The sequence below is a fragment of the Micromonospora sp. AMSO12t genome (genome assembly GCF_008806585.1).
In the GTDB taxonomy this organism is placed as follows: domain Bacteria; phylum Actinomycetota; class Actinomycetes; order Mycobacteriales; family Micromonosporaceae; genus Micromonospora; species Micromonospora reichwaldensis.
Genome location: NZ_WAAS01000066.1, coordinates 1 through 21842, shown reverse-complemented (window position 1 = coordinate 21842; position 21842 = coordinate 1). Strand labels below are relative to the sequence as shown.

Sequence of the window (21842 nt, the reverse complement as noted above, 5' to 3'; positions counted from 1 at the left end):
CGTTCATCGGTACGCGCCGGCGCGGGTCGCCGGCACGCACCGGACGGTCACGGGTGCTGGCTCGAGACGGACACGACCTCGCCGGTCATGTACGACGAGTAGTCGCTGGCGAGGAAGACGATGACGTTGGCGATCTCCCACGGCGTCGCGGCCCGGCCGAAGGCCTCCTGGGCCGAGAGCTGGGCGAGCAGCTCGTCACTTGTCACCTTGGCCAGGTGGGCGTGCACCGCGATGCTCGGGGACACCGCGTTGACCCGGACGCCGTGCTCGGCGACGTCGAGGGCCGCGCACCGGGTCAGCGCCATGACGCCGGCCTTGGCCGCGGCGTAGTGCGCCTGCCCCTTCTGCGCGCGCCAGCCGATGACGGAGGCGTTGTTGACGATGACCCCCTTACCGGCCGGGATCATGTGCCGCAGCACCGACCGGGTCGCCTTGAACGTCGAGGTCAGGGTCACCGACAGGACGGAGTCCCACTGGTCGTCGGTCATGTCCTGCACGGCCGCGGTGCCGCCGAGGCCTGCGTTGTTCACGAGCACGTCGATGCCGCCGAGTTCGGCGGCGACGGTGTCCATGAGGTGGTCGAGCTGGGCCTGGTCGGTGACGTCGCAGGGCACCCCGAGGGGCCGGGTCCCGGTGAGCCGCTCGATTTCGTCGACCGACTCGGCGAGGCGGCGCTCGTGCCGGTCGCTGATGGCGACACGCGCGCCTTCCTCGGCGGCGCGGCGCGCCGTCGCGAAGCCGATGCCGGTGCCGGCCGCGGCGGTGACGAGCACCGAGCGCCCGGAGAGCAGCCCGTGGGCGGGGCCGGCCCAGTCGGCGGCGTTGGTGTGACCGGTGTCAGGCACGGGCGGCCATCTCCTTCGCGATCTCCCCGACGCTCCAGCGGGCGCCCTTGTCGATGGTCCAGTCGTAGCTCCACGGCGCGAAGCGACGGATCTCGCCACCCTTGGCGTAGTACACCTCGCCGGTCACCGGCGCGTCGGCGGTGAGCAGCCAGGCGACGAGCGGGGAGACGTTGCCCGGGTGGTAGACGTCGAACGCGGCGGGGTCGGCCGGGGCGGCGACCAGTTCGCCGATGCCGGGCAGGTCCTGGGTCATCCGGGTGCGCGCGACCGGGACGATCGCGTTGACGCGTACGCCGTAGCGGCCGATCTCCTGGGCGAGGATGACGGTGAGGGCCGCGATGGCGGCCTTGCCCGCGCCGTAGTTCGTCTGCCCGACGGCGCCGATGAGGCCTGAGGTGGAGGAGACGTTGACGATCGAGGCGACCGGCTGGTTGCCGGCCTTGGACTCGGTGCGCCAGTGGTCGGCGAACACCCGGCACGGCGCGAACGTCGCGCGCAGCTGGCCGCGGATGACCGCGTCCCAGTCGTCCTCGCTCATGTTCACGAACATCCGGTCCCGCAGGATGCCGGCGTTGTTGACGAGGCCGTCGACGCGCCCGTAGGTGTCGCGGGCGAGCGCGAGCAGCTCGCGGGCGCCCTCGGTGGTGGCGGCGTCCGCGGTGCTGGCCACGGCCTGCCCGCCGGCGGTAGTGATCTCGGCGGCGACGGCCTCGACGACCGAGGGGTCGCTGCCGGTGCCGTCGGCGGCGGCGCCGGTGTCGGCGACGACGACCGAGGCGCCTTCGGCGGCGGCGAGCAGCGCGTGCTCTCGGCCGAGGCCGCGGCCGGCGCCGGTGACGACGACGACCCGTCCCTGCAGTGCTCCCATGACTAGTCCTCCTCGGGCAGGGCCGGGGCCGACGCGACCGGCGCGGGCACGCCGAGCCGGTCGAGGGTCCGGGTGGCCTCGTCGATGATGCGGTCGATGAGCTCGGCGACGCTCGGAACGTCGTCGATGAGTCCGACGACCTGGCCGGTGGCCATGACGCCGACGTCGGTCCTGCCCTCGATCAGGGCCGACCGGTAGAGCATCGGGGCGTTGGCCGCCATGACGACCTGGCTCCACGTCAGGTCGTGTGCCTTGCGCATGGCCAGGCCCTCGCGGACCATGTCGCCCCACGGCGTGCGGGACAGCTTCTGGAAGGCGACGGCGTTGCGCACGGCCCGCAGCAGTCGGCCGGGGGCGGAGGTGCGCTCCAGCTCCTCGATCGTGCCGGCGCGCAGCACGCGCTGCGGGACGCCGTCGACCTGGAGGGTCAGGACGGTGTCGTTGACCGTCTTGGCCAGGTAGACGTCCTTGACCGACGACTCGACGGGCGAGTCGCTGGTGAGCAGGAAGCGGGTGCCCATGGCGATGCCCTCGGCACCGTAGGCGAGCGCGGCGACGAGGCCGCGGCCGTCGAAGAAGCCACCGGCGCCGATGACCGGGATGTCGACGGCGTCGACGACCTGGGGCAGCAGCAGGCTGGTGGGCACCCCGCCGGTGTGGCCGCCGCCCTCGCCGCCCTGCACGATGACGGCGTCGGCGCCCCACGCGGCGACCTTCTCGGCGTGGCGGCGCGCGCCGATCGACGGGACGACGACGAGGCCGGCGTCCTTGCACCTGGCGATGAGCTCCTGCTTGGGGGCCAGGGCGAAGGAGGCGACCTTGACGCCGGCCGAGATGAGCAGGTCGATGCGCTTGACGACGTCGGGCTGGTCGGCGCGGATGTTGACGCCGAACGGCGCGTCGGTGCCGGCCTGGATCTGCTCGACGGCCACGACGAGTTCGTCGTAGGAGAGCAGGCCGGCCGCGAGGATGCCCAGCCCGCCGGCGTTGGCCGTCGCGGTGGTCAGGCGCACGTCGGAGACGTAGCCCATGCCGGTCTGGACGATCGGGTACCGCACCCCGAACAGGTCGGTCGCCCGGGTGCGCAGCGTCGGGTGCGGCTCCTGGGCCCGGCTCATGCGGGGATCTCGCGGTCGCGCAGCGAGCGGGGGTCGATGACCTCGCGGATGAGGCGCAGCTCCTCGGCGGTCGGCTCGCGGGTGGCCGGGACCTCGCCCTCGACGTGCAGGTCGCAGCCGGTGGCCGCGCGGACCTCCTCGAGCGTGACGCCGGGGTGCAGGCTGAGCAGGCGCAGCGCGCCGTCGGGACCGCCGAAGTCGAGGACCGCGAGGTTGGTGACGACCCGGCGCAGATCGTGGTACGCGATCGCGGCCGGCCCGGCGGCGCGGGCGCTGTCGGTGCCGACGCCGGAGATCATGTCGACGGTACGGACGAAGCTGCGCGTGGAGTGGTTGGGCACCCAGTAGCTGGTCGGGTGGTAGACGCTGTTGCCGGGGGCGCCGCGCACGCCGAGCAGTTGGACCTTCGGCTGGGCGTAGTCGCCGATGGCCGAGATGTTGGTGTTGCCGTGCCCGTCGATCTGGACCGGGATCATCATGACGTGCCGCTTGCCGTGCCAGACGAGGTCGAAGATCGTGCGAAACGGGCTCCAGCCCTCGACGACGACGCCCTCGGTGGCGTGCGGGTCCGCGCCGATCGGCCAGGTGCCGGAGACGAAGTGGGCCTCGCCGTCGGTGAGCAGCAGGTCGGGGGCGACGGTGAGCCGGGCGAGGCGGACGCCGATGGCCGGGATCGTGCCGAAGGCGCTGGCGATGGACTCGCCGTCGCCGGCGAACGCGTCCGCCACGGCGACCGCGCAGTACTCGGCGCGGGTCACCGGCGCGTCGGCAGTACTGGCGCTGCCCGTGGGCTGGTCCGCGGACTCGGTGACGGCGCTGCTCATGCGACCTCCTCGGCTCGGGCGGCGACGGCCGCCTGGTAGTCATCTTCCGTACCGGACAGGTACCGCTTCTCGAACTTGGCCCAGGCCTGCGGGTCGCCGGCGGCCTTGACGTACTCGCGCTGGAAGGCCTCGTCGCGCTCGTAGTCGGGGGCGCAGGAGGTGAAGTGCGCGCCGTTCGGGGTCTCGACGACGCCCGCGACGAGCTGACGGTTGATCTTGATCGTCGCCGAGTGCCCGGCGGCGCTGAGCTCGGCCGTGGGCACGATCCGCTCGCAGGACATGAAGGCCTGGTCGGCGGCGAGGCAGTAGAGGTCGTCGAAGTACGGGTCGGGCCCGAGGAACTGGCCGTTGCCCTGGGCGTCGGCGCGGTTCATGTGCACGAGGGCCGCGTCGAGGCGCAGCGGCGGCATGGCCACGAGCTGCTCGGTGCCGTACGGGTCCTGGACGAGCCTGAGGTCGGGATTGTGCTTCAGGACGTCCGACCCGAGCCCGGCGCGGGTCGGCAGGAAGGGCAGGCGGATGCCGGCGGCGTACAGCCCCCACTGGAGCATGCCCTCGTCGTACTCGGCGACCTCGACGGCGCCCCTCTGCCGCGCGGCACGGAAGTGCGGGTCGAGGGCGATGCTGTCGAGCGAGACGAAACCGAAGACGACCTTCCTGACCTTGCCCGCGGCACAGAGCAGGCCGACGTCCGGCCCGCCGTAGCTGACGACGGTCAGGTCCCTGAGGTCGGAGCGCAGGATCTCGCGTACGAGGGCCATGGGCTTGCGCCGTGAGCCCCATCCCCCGATGCCGATGGTCATTCCGGATCGGAGCCGCGACACGACGTCGCGCGTTGTCAGAGTCTTGTCGGCCATGTGTCCCTCATCGTTTCGTCTCGGGGCACTGCTCCAGCGCGGTGGCGAGCGGTGCGGAAAGGCGAGTCGCGTGCCGGGCATCCGTGGCCGGGCCACCATGTAGCAAGCGCTTGGTTGGTAGACTAACAGCCATCGGGAGTGGGTCAAGACCCTGATGCGAAGGAGGGCGGGACGATGGGCACAGTGGTGTGCGAGCGCGTCGGCGCGGTGGGCGTCGTCAGGATCAACCGCCCTCAGGTGCGTAACGCCCTCGACCCCGACACCCTCCTGGCGATGACCGACGCCCTGCTCGGGTACGACGCGGACCCGGGCGTGCGCGCGGTCGTGCTGACCGGCACCGGCGAGTTGTCCTTCAGCGCCGGGATGGACCTGCGCGCCGCGGCCGAGGGACGCCTGGTCGACGTGGCCCGCAGCCCTCTCACGCTACTGCGCGGCGGCTACCGCAAGCCGGTCATCGCCGCGGTCAACGGGCCCGCCGTCGGCGGCGGCTTCGAGCTCGCCCTCGCCTGCGACCTCGTGGTCGCGGCCGAGCACGCCTACTTCGCACTGCCCGAGGTGGGGCGCGGCATCGCCGCCTCCGAGGGCGGCACCGACCTGCCCCGTCGCCTGCCGATCGCCGTCGCCCTCGAGCTCGGGCTGACGGCCGAGCCACTTCCGGCGGCCCGGGCCCACGAGCTGGGCCTGGTCAACGCCGTGGTACCCGCCGACGAGGTCCTCCCGCGCGCGCTCGCGCTCGGCGCCCGGATCGCGACCCACTCTCCGGCGGCGGTGCTGGCGACCAAGCGGCTCATGCACCTGAGCCTCGACCCCCGCGAACGCGACCTCGCCGCGGCCAACCGGCTCGCGACCCTCGAACTGCTGGCTGGGCCCGATGCCGCCGAGGGCGCGGCCGCGTTCGTCGCCAGGCGCGCGCCGCGGTGGGCGGACGTGCCCTGAAGCTCAGGGGCGCGCTGTTGTGATCTGCTCACGGCGGACGTGCCCTGAGCGCTCAGGGACGCACCGCCGCGATCTGCTCGCGCAGCCAGGTGATCGAGCGGGTCACCGCCGACTCGGCCCCCTCAGCCTCGATGGCCGGGCCGAGCAGCTCGACGTCGACGATGCCGGTGTAGCCGGCCCGCAGCACGCTCCCCAGCAGGCCGGCCATCGGCAGGTCGGCGTCCCCGGGCACCCACCGGTTCGGGAAGGTCGAGGTGCCGACCCGGAAGTCGGACACCTGCAGGATCTCGATCCGCGCGACCCGCTCGCGGACCAGGTCGGTCAGTCCCCGCTCCTGCCAGCAGCAGTAGAGGTCGAGGCAGATGCCGATGCCGCAGAGGTCGGCCAGGGCGAGGGCGTCCCGCGCGGTGTGCGTGAAGCTCAGGTCGCACCTGACCGGCAGGGTGTTCTCCACGCCGAGGCGCACCCCGTGCTCACGGGCGGTGGCCACGACCGGGGCGATCCGCTCGGCGAACCGGTCGGCCGCCGCCTCCCACGTCAGGTGCGCCGAGGGGCCCGACGTGAGATAGACGAGGTCGGCTCCGAGCGTACGGGCGTCGACGACGCCGGTCCGCAGCGCCGCGACCTGCTGCGCCCAGCCCGACTCGTCGTCCGGATGGGCGGTGAAGCCGTGCACGAGGTAGCCGAGCCGTACGTCGTGCTCGGCGAGCAGGTCGCCGAGGGCCGGCACGCCGAAGGCGGCGACCTTGCCGCACTGCAGGCCGACGAGGTCGGTGCCGGTACGCCGGTACATCGCGATCTCCTCGGGCAGGGCCCAGGACATCGCGGCCATGCCGCTGACGCAGAGCGGGTTGATCGTGGCGGACATCGGGCCCCTGTCGGGTTCGGGGTCGTCCGGGTGTCGGACGTCGGTCAGTCGAGGTATTCGACGCGCACCCGGCGCACCCCGAGGGGCGCCAGGTGCGGCCGCAGCCGCGCCGTGACGGCCTCGGCGATCCGCTCCGGGGTCCACGCGGCGTGCCGCAGCACGGGGTCGGCGAGCGCCGGGTGGGTCGTCAGCATGAGCTCGGGACCGTTGGCGCGCAGCACCTGGCCGGTGAGCTCGGCGCTGAGGTCCGAGAGCAGGTAGATCAGCAGCGGCACGTTGGCCTCGGGGGCGATCCCCGCGTTCTGCCCGCTCGGGGCACCCCGGAACTGCGCGAGCACCTCGGCCATCCGGGTCTGCGCGTTCGGGGAGATGGCGTTGACGCGGATCCCGGCCTCGGCGAGCTCGGCTGCCCACGCGTAGGTGAGCGTGGCGATCGCGGCCTTCGTCGCCCCGTACACGGCCGTCTCGGCGCGGCCCATCTGCTCGCCCGAGGTGACGTTGACCAGGACCCCGTGGCCCTGGGCGCGCATCGCCGCGATCGCGGCGTCGCCCCAGGCGATGGTGCCGAGCACGTTGACCTCGAGCATCCGGCGCACCGTGGCCTCGGACTCGGTGCCGGCGTGGGCCATGGCGAAGACGCCGGCGTTGTTGACGAGGCCGTCGAGCTGGCCGTGCTCGGCGAGGCAGTCACGCACGAGGTCGTGCGCGGTCGCCCAGTCCGCGACGTCGGCGACCCTGATCGAGCCACGGCCACCGGCCGCGGCGAGCTGCCCGCCGAGCCGATCGAGGCCCTGCTCGTCGACGTCGACGGCGACCACGTGGGCCCCGGCCGCGGCGATGCCGCGCGCGTACGCCGCCCCCAACCCGTTGGCGGCGCCGGTGACGATGACGACGCGGCCGGCGAGCAGGCCGGCCCCCTCGTCCGGGCTGGCGGCGGGTGGACGACCGGGCCCGTTGCCGGGCGGCACGGTGGGGATCGGGTCGGGCATGCGGGCAGCCCCTCTCGGCGATCGAAGCCGGAGCGCGAACCTCCGCGCAACCTAACGAGCGCTTGGTTGGTTGTACGTTAGGCGACACGATCTCCCCGGTCAAGGAAGATCCTTGCCTCCACGCACACAGGGGGTGTCGAGTGGTATAAACAAGCGCTTGACCGACAACGTTCGAGGAAACCGGGAGCATCCCAGATGTCGACGACCCAGGACCGCCGCTCGGTCATCCTCGACAACGCCGCGCACCTGTTCGCCGCCAAGGGAATCGGCGCCACGACCGTCCGCGAGATCGCCGACTCGGTCGGCATCCTCTCGGGCAGCCTCTACCACCACTTCAAGTCCAAGGACGAGATGGTCGACGCGATCATCTCGGACTACCTGACCGACCTGACCGACCGCTACGCCAAGGTGCTGGCGTCCGAGGAAAGGCCGGCGACCCAGCTACGCGAGCTCGTGACGAGCTCGCTGGCCAACATCGAGGCACACCCGCACGCGACCGAGATCTACCAGAACTCGAGCACCTACCTGCCCACGATCGAGGGCTACGAGCACATCCGCGAGTCGGCCGCCTCGATCCAGCGGGCCTGGATCCAGGTGCTCGAGGCCGGCATCGCCAGCGGCGACTTCCGCAACGACATCCCGGTACGCGTGCTGCACGGCATGCTGCGTGACTCGCTGTGGCTCTCGGTCCGCTGGTTCAAGCCGACCCCGTCGTACTCCATGGCGACCTTCGCCGACGACCTCGTCTCGGTGTACCTCGACGGGATTCTCGCCCGCGACTGAGGAGGCGCTCCATGACGGCAGCGGGTCATGCCCGGACCGGTCCGGCCCCGAGCGGCACCACCCGACACCCCGGGCTCCCGGCGGGGGTCGACGCCTGGCTCGGCCGCGCCGTGCCCGAGCTGCGGGGAAACCTGCGACACGAGCTCATCGCCGGGGGTCGCTCCAACCTCACCTACCGGACCACCGACGCGGCCGGCCACGTCGTCGTGCTGCGGCGTCCACCGCTCGGCGACCACCCGGCCACCGCGCACGACGTGCTGCGCGAGGCGCGGATCCTGCGCGGGCTGCACGGTCACCTCCCGACGCCGCGGGTGCTCGCCGTCGAGGAGACGGGCGAGGTGGCCGGCGCCCCCCTCGTCGTGCTCGAGCACCTCGACGGCACGATCCTGCGCGGCCCCGCCGACGTCGAGCGGCTCACCACCGAGGCCGACCGCGCGCTCATCGGCCCCACGCTCGTCGACGCCCTCGTGGCCCTGCACCGGCTCGAGCCGGAGGTCATCGGGCTCGGGGCTCTGGCCCATCGCCGTGACTACGTCACCCGCCAGCTCGGGCGCTGGCACGGGAACTGGCACCGGACCAGGATCCGCGACCTGCCCGATCTGCAGGCCGCGTACGAGCATCTCGTGGCCACGGCTCCCGAGCAGTCCCGCTCGGGAATCGTGCACGGGGACTTCCGCCTCGACAACTGCATGCTCGACTCCCGGTGGCGGGTGCAGGGCGTGCTCGACTGGGAGCTGACCACGGTCGGCGACCCCCTGGCCGACGTCGGCCAACTGCTCGTCTACTGGGCGCAGGCCGACGACGAGGCCCGTGCGCTGCACGATCCGGCCACGGTCCTGCCCGGCTTCTCGACCCGGGACGAACTGCTCGCCAGGTACTGCCTCGCCACCGGCACCGACACGGCCCGGATCGACTACTTCGTCGCGTACAACTGGTGGAAGACGGCGTGCATCGTCGAGGGCGTGCACGCCAGGGTCGCGCAGGGCGCGATGAGCGGCGGCGACCGCACCGCGGCCTCGTTCGCCGAGCAGGCGGCCGCCGTCGCCGGCCGGGCCGCGACCCTCGCGGCGGCGCTGCGCCGGCACTGACCCCGGCCCGGCCGCAGACCCACGCACCCCGACACCTCCGACCCGGCACAGGAACCCCGGTCGCGTTCGCACCGGGCCCCTACCGAGGGTCAGCAGCAGGCTGACCGCCGAGTCGCCGCCAGCACACAGAAATCATCGACTATCCACAGTGACATTTGCCAAGCCCCGGTGGTGTGCGGAACTGCCGATGTGCGTGCGGGAGGCTTGAGGGGTCGCAACGGCGATGAGTTTCGTTATGGTGTCCAGTCTGTACTCCCATGCAACCGATCTCCCGACTCTCGGGGAGAGCGTCATGACCGCTACGTACAGGAGGCAAGCGTGAAACTCCTTCTCACGTCCGCGGGCGTCATGAACCCGAGCATCCGCGATGCGCTGGTCGACCTGCTGGGCAAGCCGATCGCCGACTCCAGCGCCCTCTGCATCCCTACGGCGGTCCACCCCATGGGCGGGCCAGCCTCGGCCTGGCGCTTCATCACCGGGCAGACGCCGCTACCCATGTGCGACCTGGGCTGGAAGTCGCTGGGCGTCCTCGAGCTGACAGCGCTGCCCAGCATCGGCGAGGAGCGGTGGGTCCCCTGGGTCCGGGAGGCTGACGTCATGCTCGTGGCCGGCGGCGATGCGACGTACCTGTGCCACTGGATGCGGCAGTCCGGGCTGGCGGATCTCCTGCCGTCGCTGCGGGACACCGTCTGGGTGGGGTTGAGTGCTGGGAGCATGGTGCTGACCCCCCGGATCGGTGCGGACTTCGTCGAGTGGCAGTCCGCGCCCGACGACCGCACACTGGGGGTCGTCGACTTCTCGATCTTCCCGCACCTGGGTCTCGAGCCGGACAACACCATGGCTGGTGCCGAGAGGTGGGCGGCCGAGATCGCCGGTCCGGCGTACGCAATCGACGACCAGACGGCCATCAAGGTGACCGACGGCACCGTCGAGGTCGTTTCCGAGGGGCACTGGAGGCTGTTCCCCTCGTAGCCGCGAACAGCGCTGGGGTCGCCGAGGCGCGAAGGGCGCATCACCACCGTTCCGGGGTGAACTGCACTTGCTCACTCTCTGGCAGCTGTCGCCGTAAGTTCCGAAGTGTGGCCGGACACTACGTGGTGTGAGAGAAGAGCACGCAGCCGAGCGGCATGAACAACGGTTCGTGGAGCTGTGGACTGAACACGGACCTCGGGTGATGGCGTACGCGTTGCGACACCTTGACTCCGAATCCGCACAGGATGTGGTGTCGGAGACGTTCCTGGTGGCCTGGCGGAAGCTCGCCAGTGTTCCGGACGACCCCTTGCCCTGGTTGCTCGTGGTCGCCCGCAACACCATCTCCAACCTGCGCCGATCGGGACATCGGCAGGCACGGGTGGCCGTCGAGTTGGAACGGTTCCGGCAGGTCGCGGAGCCGGCGGCTGCCGCCGATGTTCTCGCCACAGAGCGCGCTACCGTGCTGACCCAACTGGCGACGCTGACCCCGAAGGAGCGGGAGGCGCTGCTGCTGATCGCTTGGGACGGCTTGACCCCGGAGCAGGCGGCGCGGGTGGCGGGCTGCTCACTACCGGCCTTCCATGTACGTCTGTTCAGGGCGCGGCGGCGACTACGCGCCAGTGGCGAGCCGGACGCACCGCCTCACGTCGATGCTGCCCAACGTCCACTGCCATCTGCAGGAGGCACCGCATGACCAAGGATCGCGACATGATGATCGTTGTCGAGAAGCTCAGGCCGGTTAGCGCAGTCGATGACCGCTGGCCTGCCTCGACTCGGGAATCAGCGCTGGCACACCTGTTGATCAACATCGCCGGCGACCTCCCGGAGGCCCCTCCACGGTCGCACAGACGGCGGGTCGTGTTTACCGCCGCATTGGCTGCCGGGCTTGTCGCTTCGGGTGCGAGCATCGCCGTCGCCGGAGGGCTGCTGCCCGAGTCATTCACTAAGCCGTTGTCTTTCTGGGCGACCGAAACCGGGGGCGCGGTGGACGTCCAGACAGCACGACGAGTGGCCCAGGCACCAGGCCCTGACGGCACCGTACTGTCCGTCTGGTCCGCCAAGGGCCGGGACGGCACCACCTGCGTAGCCCCCCTGTTCGAGCCGCCCGGTGACCTCGACCGGCCGGCCCCGACAAGCTTCAAACTTGCCGGGGGACAGTGCACGGGCGCGACGGACCGGGGCACGGGGCCGCTCAGCACCATGGGCGGATCCGAGGACGGCAGGGGAATACACACGATGTGGGCTGCCGCCGGGGATGCGGTGCGGGCGGAACTGCGACTGCCCGACGGGTCCGTGCGGTCAGCCGTACGCGCCGAAGACGTGTTCTTTTTCTGGTACCTCGCCAACGAGAGCGTCGACCCGCCGGTCTTGGCCGGGTACGACGCCGCCGGAAACGTGGTGGCGGAACGGTCGCCGCCCAACCTGAGAAAGCGGGTGCACCCCGGGACCGGCGGTTGATCTTTCAACGGCGTACACCGACCCCGACTTCCCGGTAACTCCATCGCGTCCGGATCGGTCCCACAGTATTCATGGCCGTCGCGCGGTGCCAGCTCACGTCCACCGATCTACTCATCGTGAGTAGCGGACGTGGGTCGTCGGGTCGGCCGCTCTCGTAGCGTCCCGAATGCTTCGCGCCCCACCTCTGCACGTCTGGTACCCGACCCGCACCGGAACCCGTACGCCGACACCGGGTCAGGCGCGCTGTCGAGCTGCCCCCCACGGACGGGCAGGGGTTTGGCGCCGGTTGATCGCATGCGTGGGGCAGCTCGACACCGTCGTTCCGGCCCCACGGACGCTGGTCCCGTCACCCGCAGCGGACCGACGACCTGGGTATCCTGCCGCCTGACCCGGCAGCCGCATTCTGCTCGGCGGGCAACTGCCGGAAAGGCGGTCCTTCCCGTATCTGGGGCAAGGCCGGCAGCAGGCGGTCAGGAAGTGGGCTCGCGCCGGTCCGGGTTGACATCGACCGGACCGGAAATGGCCTGCCGGTCAAACGATTGACCGGGCGCTGGTCAGGGCCCCTGTGCCCGGTGGGCGCGGGGCCTAGGAGAGCCGTTCGATGACCATCGCCATGCCCTGGCCGCCGGCCGTGCACATCGTCTCGAGACCGAACTGGCCGTCGCGGGCCCGCAGCCCGTTGATGAGGGTCGTCGTCATCCGCGCTCCGGTCTGGCCGAACGGGTGGCCCAGGGCGATCGCGCCGCCGTGGACGTTGACCCGTTCGGGAGCGGCCTTGAGGTCCCAGATCGAGGGGACGACCTGCGCGGCGAACGCCTCGTTGAGCTCGACGAGATCGATGTCGGCCATCGAGAGCCCGGCCAGCGCGAGGGCCCGCTTCGAGGCCTCGACCGGGCCGAGACCCATGATCTCCGGCGAGATCGCCGAGACGCCCGTGGACAGGATCCGGGCCAGCGGCGTGATGCCGAGTTCGGCGGCCCTGCGGGCGGACATGACGACGAGGGCGGCCGCGCCGTCGTTGAGCGCGCAGCAGTTGCCCGCGGTCACCGTACCGTCGGGCCGGAAGACCGGCTTGAGGCCGGAGAGCGACTCGACGGTCACCCCGGCGCGGGGTCCGTCGTCGGTGGCCACGACGGTGCCGTCGGCGAGGGTCACGGGCGTGATGTCGGTGGCGAAGAAGCCCGACTCGATCGCGGCCCGGGCCCGCTGCTGGCTCGTGGCGGCCCACTCGTCCTGCTCGGCGCGGCTCACCCCGCGGTGGCTCGCGACGTTCTCGGCGGTCTCGCCCATCGCGACGTAGACGTCGGGCAGCTCGCCCGCGTCGCGCGGGTCGGTCCACGGGCCGGCGCCACCCTGGGCGCGGGCGGCGGTGCGCTCCCCCGCCGCGGCGAAGATCGGGTTCTTCGTGTCCGGCATGCCGTCGGACTTGCCGGCGGCGAAGTGCGAGACGACCTCGACCCCGGCGGAGACGAGCACGTCCGCCTCACCGGCGCGGATGGCGTGCAGCGCCATCCGGGTCGTCTGCAGGCTCGAGGCGCAGTAGCGCTGCACCGTCGTCCCGGGGACCCGGTCGAGCCCGAGCTCGACGGCGACGACGCGCCCGAGGCCCCAGCCCTGCTCGCCGGCCGGCTGCGCGCAGCCGAGCATGAGGTCGTCGATCCGGGTCGGGTCGAGCGACGGCACCTGGGCCAGGGCCGCCTGGACCATCTGGGTCGCCAGGTCGTCGGCCCGCATCGAGGCCAACGACCCCTTGAAGGCCCGGCCGATCGGCGAGCGCGCCGCGGCGACGATGACTACGTCCTGCATGGTGTCCTCCGATTTCGGGCTGGTGCCCGTGACGGCGGTGCCGTCGGTGTCAGGTCTGGTCGGGTTCGCGCTCACCCGGTGAGCTTGAACTTCTGGATCTTTCCGCTCGGGGTCCGTGGCAGGGCCGGAACGACGCTGAAGCTGCGGGGGCGCTTGAAGTTGGCCAGCCGGTCCCGGCACCACGCCTCGAGCTCGTCGACGAGCACCGACTCGTCCCCACTCCAGTCGGGAACGGTCTGCACGAAGGCGCTGCCGACCTCGCCCATCCGCGCGTCGGGCACCCCGACGACGGCGGCGTCGGAGACCGCGGGGTGCTCGCACAGCACGCGCTCGACCTCGGCGGGGTAGACGTTGAAGCCCCCGACCATGTAGACGTCCTTGATCCGGTCGGTGATGCGCAGGTAGCCGTCCTCGTCGACCCAGCCGACGTCGCCGGTGTGCAGCCAGCCGTCCTCGTCGATGGCCTGTGCGGTGGCGACCGGGTCCTCGAAGTAGCCCAGCATCACGTTGTAGCCACGCACGAGGATCTCGCCGGACTCACCGGCCGGCAGCGCCTGTCCGTCGAGACCGGCGATCCGCAGCTCGGTGCCCGGGATGGCCTGCCCGCAGCTGGTCGAGATCCGCTCGATGTCGGCGTCGGGCGGGCACACGGTCGCGGTGCCGCACGTCTCGGTCAGGCCGTAGGCGGTGATGACGTCGCGGAAGCCGAGTTCCTCGCGCATCCGGTGCAGCAGCGGCACCGGCACGATCGTGGCCCCGGTGACGGCCAGGCGCACCGAGCTGACGTCGTAGGCGCCGAAGTCGGGGTGCTCGAGCAGGGAGGTGTAGACGGTGGGCGCGCCGGGGAAGACGGTGACGCGTTCCCGCTCGACGAGACGCAGCACGGTCCCGACGTCGAACACGGCGACCGGGATGATCGTGGCGCGCATGAGCAGGCAGGCCAGGATGCCGGCCCGGTAGCCGAAGCTGTGGAAGAACGGGTTGACCATGAGGTAGCGGTCGCCGCGCCGCAGCCCGACGAGCCGGGCCCACTGCAGGTCGACGCGCAGGTTCGAGGCGTGCGAGACCATCGCACCCTTGGGGTAGCCGGTGGTGCCCGAGGTGAACAGGATGTCGGCCATGCCCTCGGGGTCGAGGGCGGCGATCCGTCCGTCGACGATGGCGGGGTCGACCTGGTCTGCCAGCGCGGTGAAGCCGGCCAGGGACCACACGCCGGCAGCGGCCTGCTCGCGGTCTGCGGCGGCGGACAGGTCGACGACGGTACGCACCGAGGGCAGCAGCGGCACGGGGCACCCGATGGCCGGTGGTGGCCCGTCGCCGCGCAGCGCGGCCAGGTAGTCGGCACCCAGGAAGGTATCGTCGAGGATGACCATCGTGGCCCGGACCTTGGCGATGGCGTACCGCGCCTCCTCCCCGCGGAAGCGGGTGTTGACGGGGCAGAGCACGCCCCCGGCGGCCAGCACGCCGAGGGCGCTGACGACCCAGTCCGCGCTGTTCGGGGCCCAGACGACGACGCGGTCCCCCGGCTCGAGACCGTGCGCGACCGCGGCCCGGGCGAACCGGGTGACGGCCGCGTCGAGCTCGGCGAAGGTCATCCGTACGTCACCGTCGACCAGGGCCTCGATTTCGGCGGCGTCCTGCGCGGCCTGCCGCAGCAGGGCGGGGATCGTGGTCAGCACGTCACTCACGCACATCTCCTCACGCGGAGCCGGTCACTTGTCTGGCGCGGACCACAGACTACCAACCAAGCGCTTGCTAGACTAGCTGCGGCAACGCCGGCCACGCCGTCAGCGAGCCACGCAGACTCAACCGATCCGACGTCCGGCACCGACCGGCGAGGAATCCGCAGGAAGGGACCCCGGTGGCAGAGGCATACATCGTGGACGCCGTCCGCACCCCCGTCACGCGACGCGGCGGCGCGCTCGCGGGCATCCACTCCGCTGACCTGGGCGCCGCCGCGCTCACCAGCCTCATGAGCTCCTCGGGGATCGACCCCGACGCCGTCGAGGACGTCGTGTTCGGCTGCGTCGACACCATCGGTTCGCAGGCCGGCGACATCGCCCGCACCGCCTGGCTCGCCGGCGGCCTCCCGCAGCACGTACCCGGGGTCACCGTCGACCGGCAGTGCGGCTCGAGCCAGCAGGCGGTGCACTTCGCGGCCCAGGCCGTCATGGCCGGGGTCAACGACGTCGTCGTGGCCGGAGGCGTGCAGAACATGAGCGCCATCCCCATCTCGGCCGCGATGCTCACCGGCCAGCAGTACGGCTTCGACGACCCCTTCTCCGGGTCCAAAGGCTGGCGCGAACGCTACGGCGACGAGGAGATCTCGCAGTTCCGCTCGGCCGAGATGATCGCCGAGAAGTGGGACATCAGCCGGGAGGACATGGAACGCTTCGCCCTGCGCAGCCACGAGCGGGCCCTGCGGGCCATCGCCGAGGGTCGCTTCACCCGCGAGATCCGCGCCGTCGGCGACGTCGACACCGACACCTGTCCGCGCGCCGACACGAGCCTGGAGAAGATGGCCGGTCTCAACCCGCTCACCCCGGGCGGCCGGGTCACCGCCGCCGCGGCGAGCCAGATCTGCGACGGCGCGGCCGCCCTGCTCGTCATGAGCGAGCGGGCCGTGGCCGAGCACGGGGTGACCCCGCGCGCCCGGATCCACCACCTGTCGGTGCGCGCCGACGACCCGGTGTGGATGCTCACCGCCCCGATCCCGGCCACCGCACACGCCCTCGGGCGCACCGGGCTGTCGATCGAGGACATCGACCTGTTCGAGGTCAACGAGGCGTTCGCCTCGGTCGTGCTCGCCTGGATCAGGGAGACGGGGGCCGACCCGGAGCGGGTCAACGTCAACGGCGGCGCGATCGCCCTGGGCCACCCCCTCGGCGCCACCGGCGCCCGGCTCATGACCACCCTGCTGCACGAGCTCGAGCGCACCGGTGGCCGCTACGGCCTGCAGACGATGTGTGAGGGCGGCGGCCAGGCCAACGTGACGATCATCGAGAGGCTCGGATGACCCAGTCCCCCGCCACGCCCGACGGCGTCGACCTGACCGACCAGGTCGCCATCGTCACCGGCGGCACCCGTGGCATCGGCGCCGAGATCACCCGTACCTTCCTCAGGGCCGGGGCACGGGTGCTCGTGTGCGGCCGCAGCGAGCCCGAGCAACTGCCCGAGGTCGACGGACGCACGCCCGTCTTCGTCCGGTCGGACGTGCGCGACCCGGAGCAGGCCAAGGCCCTCGTCGCCGCGGCGGTGGACCGGTTCGGCCGGCTCGACATCCTGGTCAACAACGCCGGTGGCGCGCCGAACGCCGACACCGCGACGGTCTCCCCCCGCTTCGTCTCGGCGATCGTCACGCTCAACCTGCTCGCTCCGTTCTACGTCGCCCAGCAGGCCAACGAGGTCATGCAGCGTCAGGGCAGCGGGACGATCATCAACATCGGCTCGGTCGCCGGGGCCAACCCGGCCCCGGACACCGCCGCGTACGCCGCGGCCAAGGCGGGCCTGACGATGCTGACCCGGTGCCTCGGGCTCGACTTCGCGCCGGCCGTGCGGGTCAACCAGGTGACGGTGGGCCTCGTGCGGACCGAACTGTCGCACCTCTACTACGGCGACGAGGCGGGACAGGACCGCGTGGCCCGGACGATCCCCATGCGGCGGATGGCCACCCCGGCCGACGTCGCCGCGGCCTGTCTGTTGCTCGCCTCGCCGCTGGCCGGCTACGTCACCGGCACGGAGATCGTCGTCGCCGGGGGCGGTGAGATCCCGTCGCGGCACCTGGCCGCCCAGCCGCCCGGCACCGGTCCGCTCGGCTGAGCCCAAGCCGGGCACGTACGACAGCGGGGGCCGCACCGGTCGGTGCGCCCCCGCTGTCGTGCGCTGTCGCCTGCCGGCTCAGAGACCGGCGAGCGCTGCCACCTCGGCGCGAACCGTCGCCGGGGAGCCGGCCAGCAGCTGGGCCGACTTGCCGCGCTTGAAGAACAGGTGCGCGTCGTGCTCGAAGGTGAACCCGATGCCGCCGTGCAGCTGGATCGCCTCGGCGGCGACGGCCATCAGCGTGTCGGTACACACGAGCTTGGCCAGTGCCGCGTCGTGCGAGCGGGTGGCGGACCCGGTGCGCAGCGTCGTGACGAGGTGGTCGGCCGTGGCCCGCGCCCCGGCGACCGCGACGGCGAGGTCGGCGCAGCGGTGCTTGAGGGCCTGGAACGAACCGATCGGGCGGCCGAACTGCTCGCGGACCTTGAGGTACTCGACGGTGCGGTCGAGGCAGGCGCGGGCGGCGGCGGCCGACTCCAGCGCGAGCATGGCGCGCACGTGGTCGAGCAGCACCCGGGGGCCCTCGCCGCCGGGGGCGTCGACCCGGGTGGCGGCGGCCTCGCGGAGGTGCACCGTGCTCAGTCGCCGGGTCTGGTCGAGCGTCATGTGCGTCCGCACGTCCACCCCGGCGGCGGTCGGGTCCACGGCGTAGACGCCGAGCCCACCGCCGGCGTCCCGGGCGGTGACCAGGACGACGCGGGCGGCCTCGACTCCGGCGACGAGGGTCTTGGTCCCGGTCAGCGCCCACTCGTCCCCGGTGCCGGTGGCCCGGGTGGCGGTCCGCTCGAGGTCCCAGCCCGCGCCGTCCTCGGCGAGGGCACTGGCGAGGGTGAGCTGCTCGTCCACGACGCGCGCCAGCAGGGGCTCGGCGCTCGGGCCGAGGGCGCGGGCGGCGAGGACCGCGGCGAGGCTCGTCGCGAGCGCGCCGGGCACGAGCCGGGCCCCGAGCTCCTCGATGACGGCGGTCGCGGCGGACACGTCGAGGCCGAGCCCGCCGAGGTGCTCCGGCACGACGAGGCCGAGCAGGCCCAGCTCAGCCGTGAGCAGCTCGTGCAGCCGCGGGTCGTGGCCCTGCGCCCCGACCATGAGCTCGTGGGTGCGGCGCAGGTCGGCCTGCTCGTCGAGCACCTCGACGACGGAGGCGCGGATCTGGGCCACCTCCTCGGCCGCCTCGGGACGCAACGTCCCGGCCACCGGCTGGGGGTCGGCGCTCGCGTGGGTCATCGTCCTCACCTCATCGGGGCAGACCGAGCAGGCGCTCGGCGATGATGTTGCGCTGGATCTCGTTGGAGCCGCCGTAGATCGTGTTGGCGCGGCTGAAGAGGAAGTGGGTCTGGGCGTCGTCCAGCTCGTACCCGGGCCCGGTGAGCAGCGCCCCGGCCCCCTCGACGTCGACCGCGAGCTCGCCGAGCGAGCGGTTCCACGTGGCCCACTGCAGCTTGGAGATCGACGCCTCCAGGCCGGACAGCCCCGCACCGGCGGACGCGAGCAGCCGCACCGCCGAGTGCCGCATCACCTCGAGCCCGATGTACGCCTCGACGAGGCGGTCACGCAGCGCCGGCTCCTGCCAGGCGCCGTTCTCGTGGGCCCGGGCGATGACGGCGTCGAGGCGCCGACGGAAACCGATCTGCTGGCCGAGGGTGGACACGCCGCGCTCGAAGCCCAGGGTGCCCATGGCGACCTTCCAGCCCTCGCCCTCGGCGCCGACGCGGTGCTCGACGGCGGCGACGGCCCCGTCGAAGAAGACCTCGTTGAACTCGCTCGTGCCGGTCAGCTGGGTGATCGGGCGCACCGTGATGCCGGGCTGGTGCATCGGCACGAGCAGGTAGGACAGGCCCGCGTGCCGGGTCGAGCCGGGGTCGGTGCGGCACAGCACGAAGCACCAGTCGGCCAGGTGCGCGAGCGAGGTCCACACCTTCTGCCCGGTGATGACGTAGCTGTCGCCCCGGCGCTCGGCACGGGTACGCACCCCGGCGAGGTCCGAGCCGGCGTCGGGCTCGGAGTAGCCCTGGCACCAGATGTCCTCGCCGCTGGTGATGCCGGGCAGGAACCGCGCCTTCTGCTCCGGCGTGCCGAAGGCGAGCAGGGTCGGGCCGAGCAGTTGCTCGGACATGTGCCCGAGCCGGCCGGGGGCGGCCGCGCGGGCGTACTCCTCGTGGTAGATGACCTGCTGGGCCAGGGTGGCGGGGCGACCGCCGTACTCGCTGGGCCAGCCGAGGCCGATCCAGCCGGCCCGGCCCAGGTGGCGCTCCCACTCGCGGCGCAGCTCGTGCGCCTCGTGCTCGCGTCCCTCGCCGCCGGTGCCGACGGCCCCGGCGAACGGCCCGCTGAGGGCCTCGTGGAGCCAGCCGCGGATCTCGGCCCGGAACTGCTCGTCGCTCACCGGCGCGCCGGTGGCCTGCGCCGCGTCCGTACCCATGTCAGGCGCCGTAGACGGGGGTCGGCGGCTCGGCGCGGGCGATGAGGTCGGCGATCGCGTCGGTGAGTTCCTCCGGCTTCCACCGCTCGCCCCTGGTGGCGGTTGGCCCGTGGCGCCAGCCGTCGGCGAGCGAGACCTCGCCGCCGGCGACCTCGAAGACGGCTCCGGTGACGGCCTGCGCGGCGTCGGACCCGAGCCAGACCACGAGGGGGGAGACGTTGGCCGGGTCCATCGCGTCGAAGCCCGTCTCGGGGGCGGCCATCGCCTCGGCGAAGACGGCCTCGGTCATCGGCGTACGGGCCGAGGGGGCGATCGCGTTGACGACGATGCCGTAGCGGGCCCACTCGACGGCCGCGATCCGGGTCAGGGCGGCGATCCCGGCCTTGGCGGCGCCGTAGTTGCCCTGCCCGACGCTGCCCATGAGGCCCGCGCCGGAGGACGTGTTGACGACGCGCGCGGCGACCTGTCGGCCGGCCTTGGCCTCGTCCCGCCAGTACGCGGCGGCGTGGCGCATCGGAACGAAGTGGCCCTTGAGGTCGACCCGCAGGACGAGGTCCCACTCCTGCTCGCTCATGTTGACCAGCATCCGGTCGCGGTTGATGCCGGCGTTGTTGACGAGGGTGTGCAGCCCGCCGAAGGTCTCGACGGTCTCGCGCACGAGGCGCTCACCGTAGGCCCAGTCGCTGACGTCGCCGGCGCTGACGACCGCGCGACCGCCCGCTGCGCGGATCTCGTCGACGACGGCCTGGGCCGCCTCCCGGTTGCTCTCGACGTCGTTGACGACGACGTCGGCGCCCTGCCGGGCGTACTCGAGGGCGTGCACCCGGCCCAGCCCCTGTCCCGCACCGGTCACGATCACCGTTCGTCCTACGCAGAAGCCGCTCACGACACGCCCTTTCACTCGTGGTGCGGCCAGAAAACCACACCCGACGCTAGCTATGCAAGCAAGCGCTTGGTAGGGTCCGCGAAACGACAGAAGGACGGCGGACCACGTGACGATGTTCTCGGCCCTGCGATTCCGAGACTTCCGCTTCGTACTCCTGACCCTGGTGCTGTCCCAGGCCGGCTACTGGGGCTGCAACATCGCCTTCCAGTCGGTGCTCACCGAGGTCGACGGCACCCCGGCGACGATGGGCGCGCTCTTCTTCTGCCTGCTCGTGCCGTTCACGCTCTTCTCCATCCCGGCCGGGGTGCTGGCCGACGCCTTCGACCGGCGACGGCTGCAGATCGGCGTGCTCCTGGCGACGAGCGCCCTGGCCGGGATCTGCGCGGCGACGGTCGCGGCCAGGGTCGTCGACCTGCCCGTGCTGCTCGTGCTCGCCTTCCTCGCCGGCACCGGGATCAGCTTCCTGTCCCCGGTGACCCAGGCACTCGTGGCCAACACCGTCCCGGCCGAGGCGCTCGGCAACGCCGTCCCGATCCAGGCCGCCGGGCTCAACCTCGCCCGCTCGATCGGCCCCGCGGTCGCCGGGCTGATCCTCGTGGCCTGGGGACCGCTGGGCACGTTCGTGATGTACGCGACGCTCAGCCTCGCCGCGGTCGCCGCCGCGGTCGCGGTGCGCACCCGTCGCGTCCCGCCGGTCACCCCGGTGGTCCGCGAGGGCCTGGCCGCGCAGGTCCGCGCCGGCATCCGGCACGCCCGGGAGCGGCCCCCGGCCGCGCTCTGCCTGGTCATCGTAGGGGTCAACGCCTTCTTCGGGTGCACCTTCACGACCCAGCTCGCCGTCCGGGCGACCTCGACCTCGGACCATCCGGAGACGGTCTTCCCCATGCTCGTGGCCCTGACCGGGCTGGGCTCGTTCCTCGGGGTCCTCGTCGTGGCCCGGCTCTCCGGGCGCGTCGCCACCGTGTGGCACGCCGCGGCCACCCTCGGCCTGCTCGCCGTGAGCACCGCGCTGCTCGGGGCGGCGACGACAGTTCCCGTGCTCGCGGGGGCCGCGCTGCTGTGCGGCTCGTTCAGCATCGGCGCCATGGTGATCCTGCAGACGGTCGTCCAGCGGGTCGTCGACGACGCGCAGCGCGGCCGGGCGATGAGCCTCTACTTCCTCGGCTGGGGCGGCATGCCGTTCGGTGCCCTCCTGCTCGGCGGGCTGAGCACGTGGTTCGGCTCCGCGACCGCCTTCCTGCTGTACGCCGCCGCGTGCCTCGCGACGGCGATCACGGTGATCGTGTGGTTGCGGCGCGGGGGCACC

At 72.4% G+C, this 21842-nt stretch carries 20 protein-coding genes and 1 pseudogene; 9 read left to right on the top strand and 12 right to left on the bottom strand.

Translation table 11 applies throughout. The features are described from left to right. Window positions 1–47 precede the first annotated feature (47 nt). The 5 genes and pseudogenes from F6X68_RS13015 to F6X68_RS12995 all read right to left on the bottom strand — a co-directional run bounded on the left by F6X68_RS13015 (window position 48) and on the right by F6X68_RS12995 (window position 4512). Window positions 48–841 (bottom strand): annotated as a pseudogene (locus F6X68_RS13015) (SDR family oxidoreductase). Then, window positions 838–1713: an SDR family NAD(P)-dependent oxidoreductase gene (locus tag F6X68_RS13010; protein WP_151454520.1), complete on the bottom strand. Its 876-nt coding sequence runs from the start codon at window positions 1711–1713 to the stop codon at window positions 838–840. Before F6X68_RS13010 ends, F6X68_RS13015 begins: the two are co-directional and overlap by 4 nt. A gap of 2 nt (window positions 1714–1715) precedes the next feature. After that, window positions 1716–2831 (bottom strand): nitronate monooxygenase family protein, encoded by a 1116-nt coding sequence (locus F6X68_RS13005; protein WP_151454519.1) that lies wholly within the window; start codon window positions 2829–2831, stop codon window positions 1716–1718. Next, entirely contained in the window at window positions 2828–3655 is an 828-nt protein-coding gene (locus F6X68_RS13000; RefSeq protein ID WP_151454518.1) for a CoA-transferase subunit beta, read from the bottom strand. The genes F6X68_RS13005 and F6X68_RS13000 overlap by 4 nt, the downstream gene beginning before the upstream one ends. Continuing rightward, on the bottom strand, window positions 3652–4512 hold the full coding sequence (locus tag F6X68_RS12995; protein ID WP_151454517.1) for a CoA transferase subunit A: 861 nt from the start codon (window positions 4510–4512) through the stop codon (window positions 3652–3654). Before F6X68_RS12995 ends, F6X68_RS13000 begins: the two co-directional genes overlap by 4 nt. Window positions 4513–4686: 174 nt before the next feature. Between F6X68_RS12995 and F6X68_RS12990 the strand changes: the two genes are divergently transcribed. Next, a complete protein-coding gene (locus F6X68_RS12990) occupies window positions 4687–5448 on the top strand; it encodes an enoyl-CoA hydratase/isomerase family protein (RefSeq protein WP_151454516.1) in 762 nt (253 codons plus the stop codon). 52 nt (window positions 5449–5500) lie between these two features. On the opposite strand, the gene F6X68_RS12985 is transcribed toward F6X68_RS12990, so the two are convergent. Both F6X68_RS12985 and F6X68_RS12980 read right to left on the bottom strand, forming a co-directional pair. Continuing rightward, the gene (locus F6X68_RS12985) at window positions 5501–6316 is read right to left on the bottom strand and encodes a sugar phosphate isomerase/epimerase (protein WP_151454515.1); all 816 of its coding nucleotides are present in this window, start codon (window positions 6314–6316) and stop codon (window positions 5501–5503) included. 44 nt (window positions 6317–6360) lie between these two features. Continuing rightward, window positions 6361–7305 (bottom strand): SDR family NAD(P)-dependent oxidoreductase, encoded by a 945-nt coding sequence (locus F6X68_RS12980; RefSeq protein ID WP_151454514.1) that lies wholly within the window; start codon window positions 7303–7305, stop codon window positions 6361–6363. 195 nt (window positions 7306–7500) lie between these two features. On the opposite strand from F6X68_RS12980, the gene F6X68_RS12975 reads away from it, so the two are divergent. From F6X68_RS12975 to F6X68_RS12955, 5 genes are all read left to right on the top strand, one after another. Further along, window positions 7501–8088: a TetR/AcrR family transcriptional regulator gene (locus F6X68_RS12975; protein WP_151454513.1), complete on the top strand. Its 588-nt coding sequence runs from the start codon at window positions 7501–7503 to the stop codon at window positions 8086–8088. Window positions 8089–8099: 11 nt separating this feature from the next. Further along, entirely contained in the window at window positions 8100–9176 is a 1077-nt protein-coding gene (locus tag F6X68_RS12970; protein ID WP_151454512.1) for a phosphotransferase family protein, read from the top strand. A gap of 318 nt (window positions 9177–9494) precedes the next feature. Beyond that, window positions 9495–10148 carry a Type 1 glutamine amidotransferase-like domain-containing protein gene (locus F6X68_RS12965; protein ID WP_151454511.1) on the top strand — a complete coding sequence of 218 codons (654 nt, stop codon included), beginning with the start codon at window positions 9495–9497 and terminating at the stop codon, window positions 10146–10148. A 127-nt stretch (window positions 10149–10275) separates the two neighbouring features. Beyond that, the gene (locus tag F6X68_RS12960; RefSeq protein WP_225852175.1) at window positions 10276–10842 is read left to right on the top strand and encodes an RNA polymerase sigma factor; all 567 of its coding nucleotides are present in this window, start codon (window positions 10276–10278) and stop codon (window positions 10840–10842) included. Then, on the top strand, window positions 10839–11606 hold the full coding sequence (locus F6X68_RS12955; RefSeq protein ID WP_151454510.1) for a hypothetical protein: 768 nt from the start codon (window positions 10839–10841) through the stop codon (window positions 11604–11606). The genes F6X68_RS12960 and F6X68_RS12955 overlap by 4 nt, the downstream gene beginning before the upstream one ends. 585 nt (window positions 11607–12191) lie before the next feature. On the opposite strand, the gene F6X68_RS12950 is transcribed toward F6X68_RS12955, so the two are convergent. After that, window positions 12192–13412 (bottom strand): acetyl-CoA C-acetyltransferase, encoded by a 1221-nt coding sequence (locus F6X68_RS12950; protein WP_151454509.1) that lies wholly within the window; start codon window positions 13410–13412, stop codon window positions 12192–12194. A gap of 71 nt (window positions 13413–13483) precedes the next feature. Next, on the bottom strand, window positions 13484–15100 hold the full coding sequence (locus F6X68_RS12945) for a FadD3 family acyl-CoA ligase (RefSeq protein ID WP_370518944.1): 1617 nt from the start codon (window positions 15098–15100) through the stop codon (window positions 13484–13486). A 173-nt stretch (window positions 15101–15273) separates the two neighbouring features. Here F6X68_RS12945 and F6X68_RS12940 point away from each other — a divergent pair, with 173 nt between their 5' ends. Beyond that, complete coding sequence (locus F6X68_RS12940) at window positions 15274–16428, top strand: acetyl-CoA C-acetyltransferase (protein WP_151454507.1); 1155 nt, start codon at window positions 15274–15276, stop codon at window positions 16426–16428. Next, the gene (locus F6X68_RS12935) at window positions 16425–17231 is read left to right on the top strand and encodes an SDR family oxidoreductase (protein ID WP_151454506.1); all 807 of its coding nucleotides are present in this window, start codon (window positions 16425–16427) and stop codon (window positions 17229–17231) included. The genes F6X68_RS12940 and F6X68_RS12935 overlap by 4 nt, the downstream gene beginning before the upstream one ends. Before the next feature lie 78 nt (window positions 17232–17309). Here the strand turns inward: F6X68_RS12935 and F6X68_RS12930 are convergent, their stop codons facing one another. Genes F6X68_RS12930 through F6X68_RS12920 form a run of 3 tightly spaced genes read right to left on the bottom strand, consistent with a single transcriptional unit; the run spans window position 17310 to window position 20536 of the window. Beyond that, window positions 17310–18455: an acyl-CoA dehydrogenase family protein gene (locus F6X68_RS12930; RefSeq protein ID WP_151454505.1), complete on the bottom strand. Its 1146-nt coding sequence runs from the start codon at window positions 18453–18455 to the stop codon at window positions 17310–17312. Between the two features lie 10 nt (window positions 18456–18465). Then, a complete protein-coding gene (locus F6X68_RS12925) occupies window positions 18466–19614 on the bottom strand; it encodes an acyl-CoA dehydrogenase family protein (RefSeq protein ID WP_225852178.1) in 1149 nt (382 codons plus the stop codon). Window positions 19615–19651: 37 nt separating this feature from the next. Next, complete coding sequence (locus tag F6X68_RS12920; RefSeq protein ID WP_151454503.1) at window positions 19652–20536, bottom strand: SDR family oxidoreductase; 885 nt, start codon at window positions 20534–20536, stop codon at window positions 19652–19654. Between the two features lie 112 nt (window positions 20537–20648). Here F6X68_RS12920 and F6X68_RS12915 point away from each other — a divergent pair. Then, on the top strand, window positions 20649–21842 hold a 1194-nt coding region (locus tag F6X68_RS12915; RefSeq protein WP_225852177.1), incomplete at its 3' end, for an MFS transporter.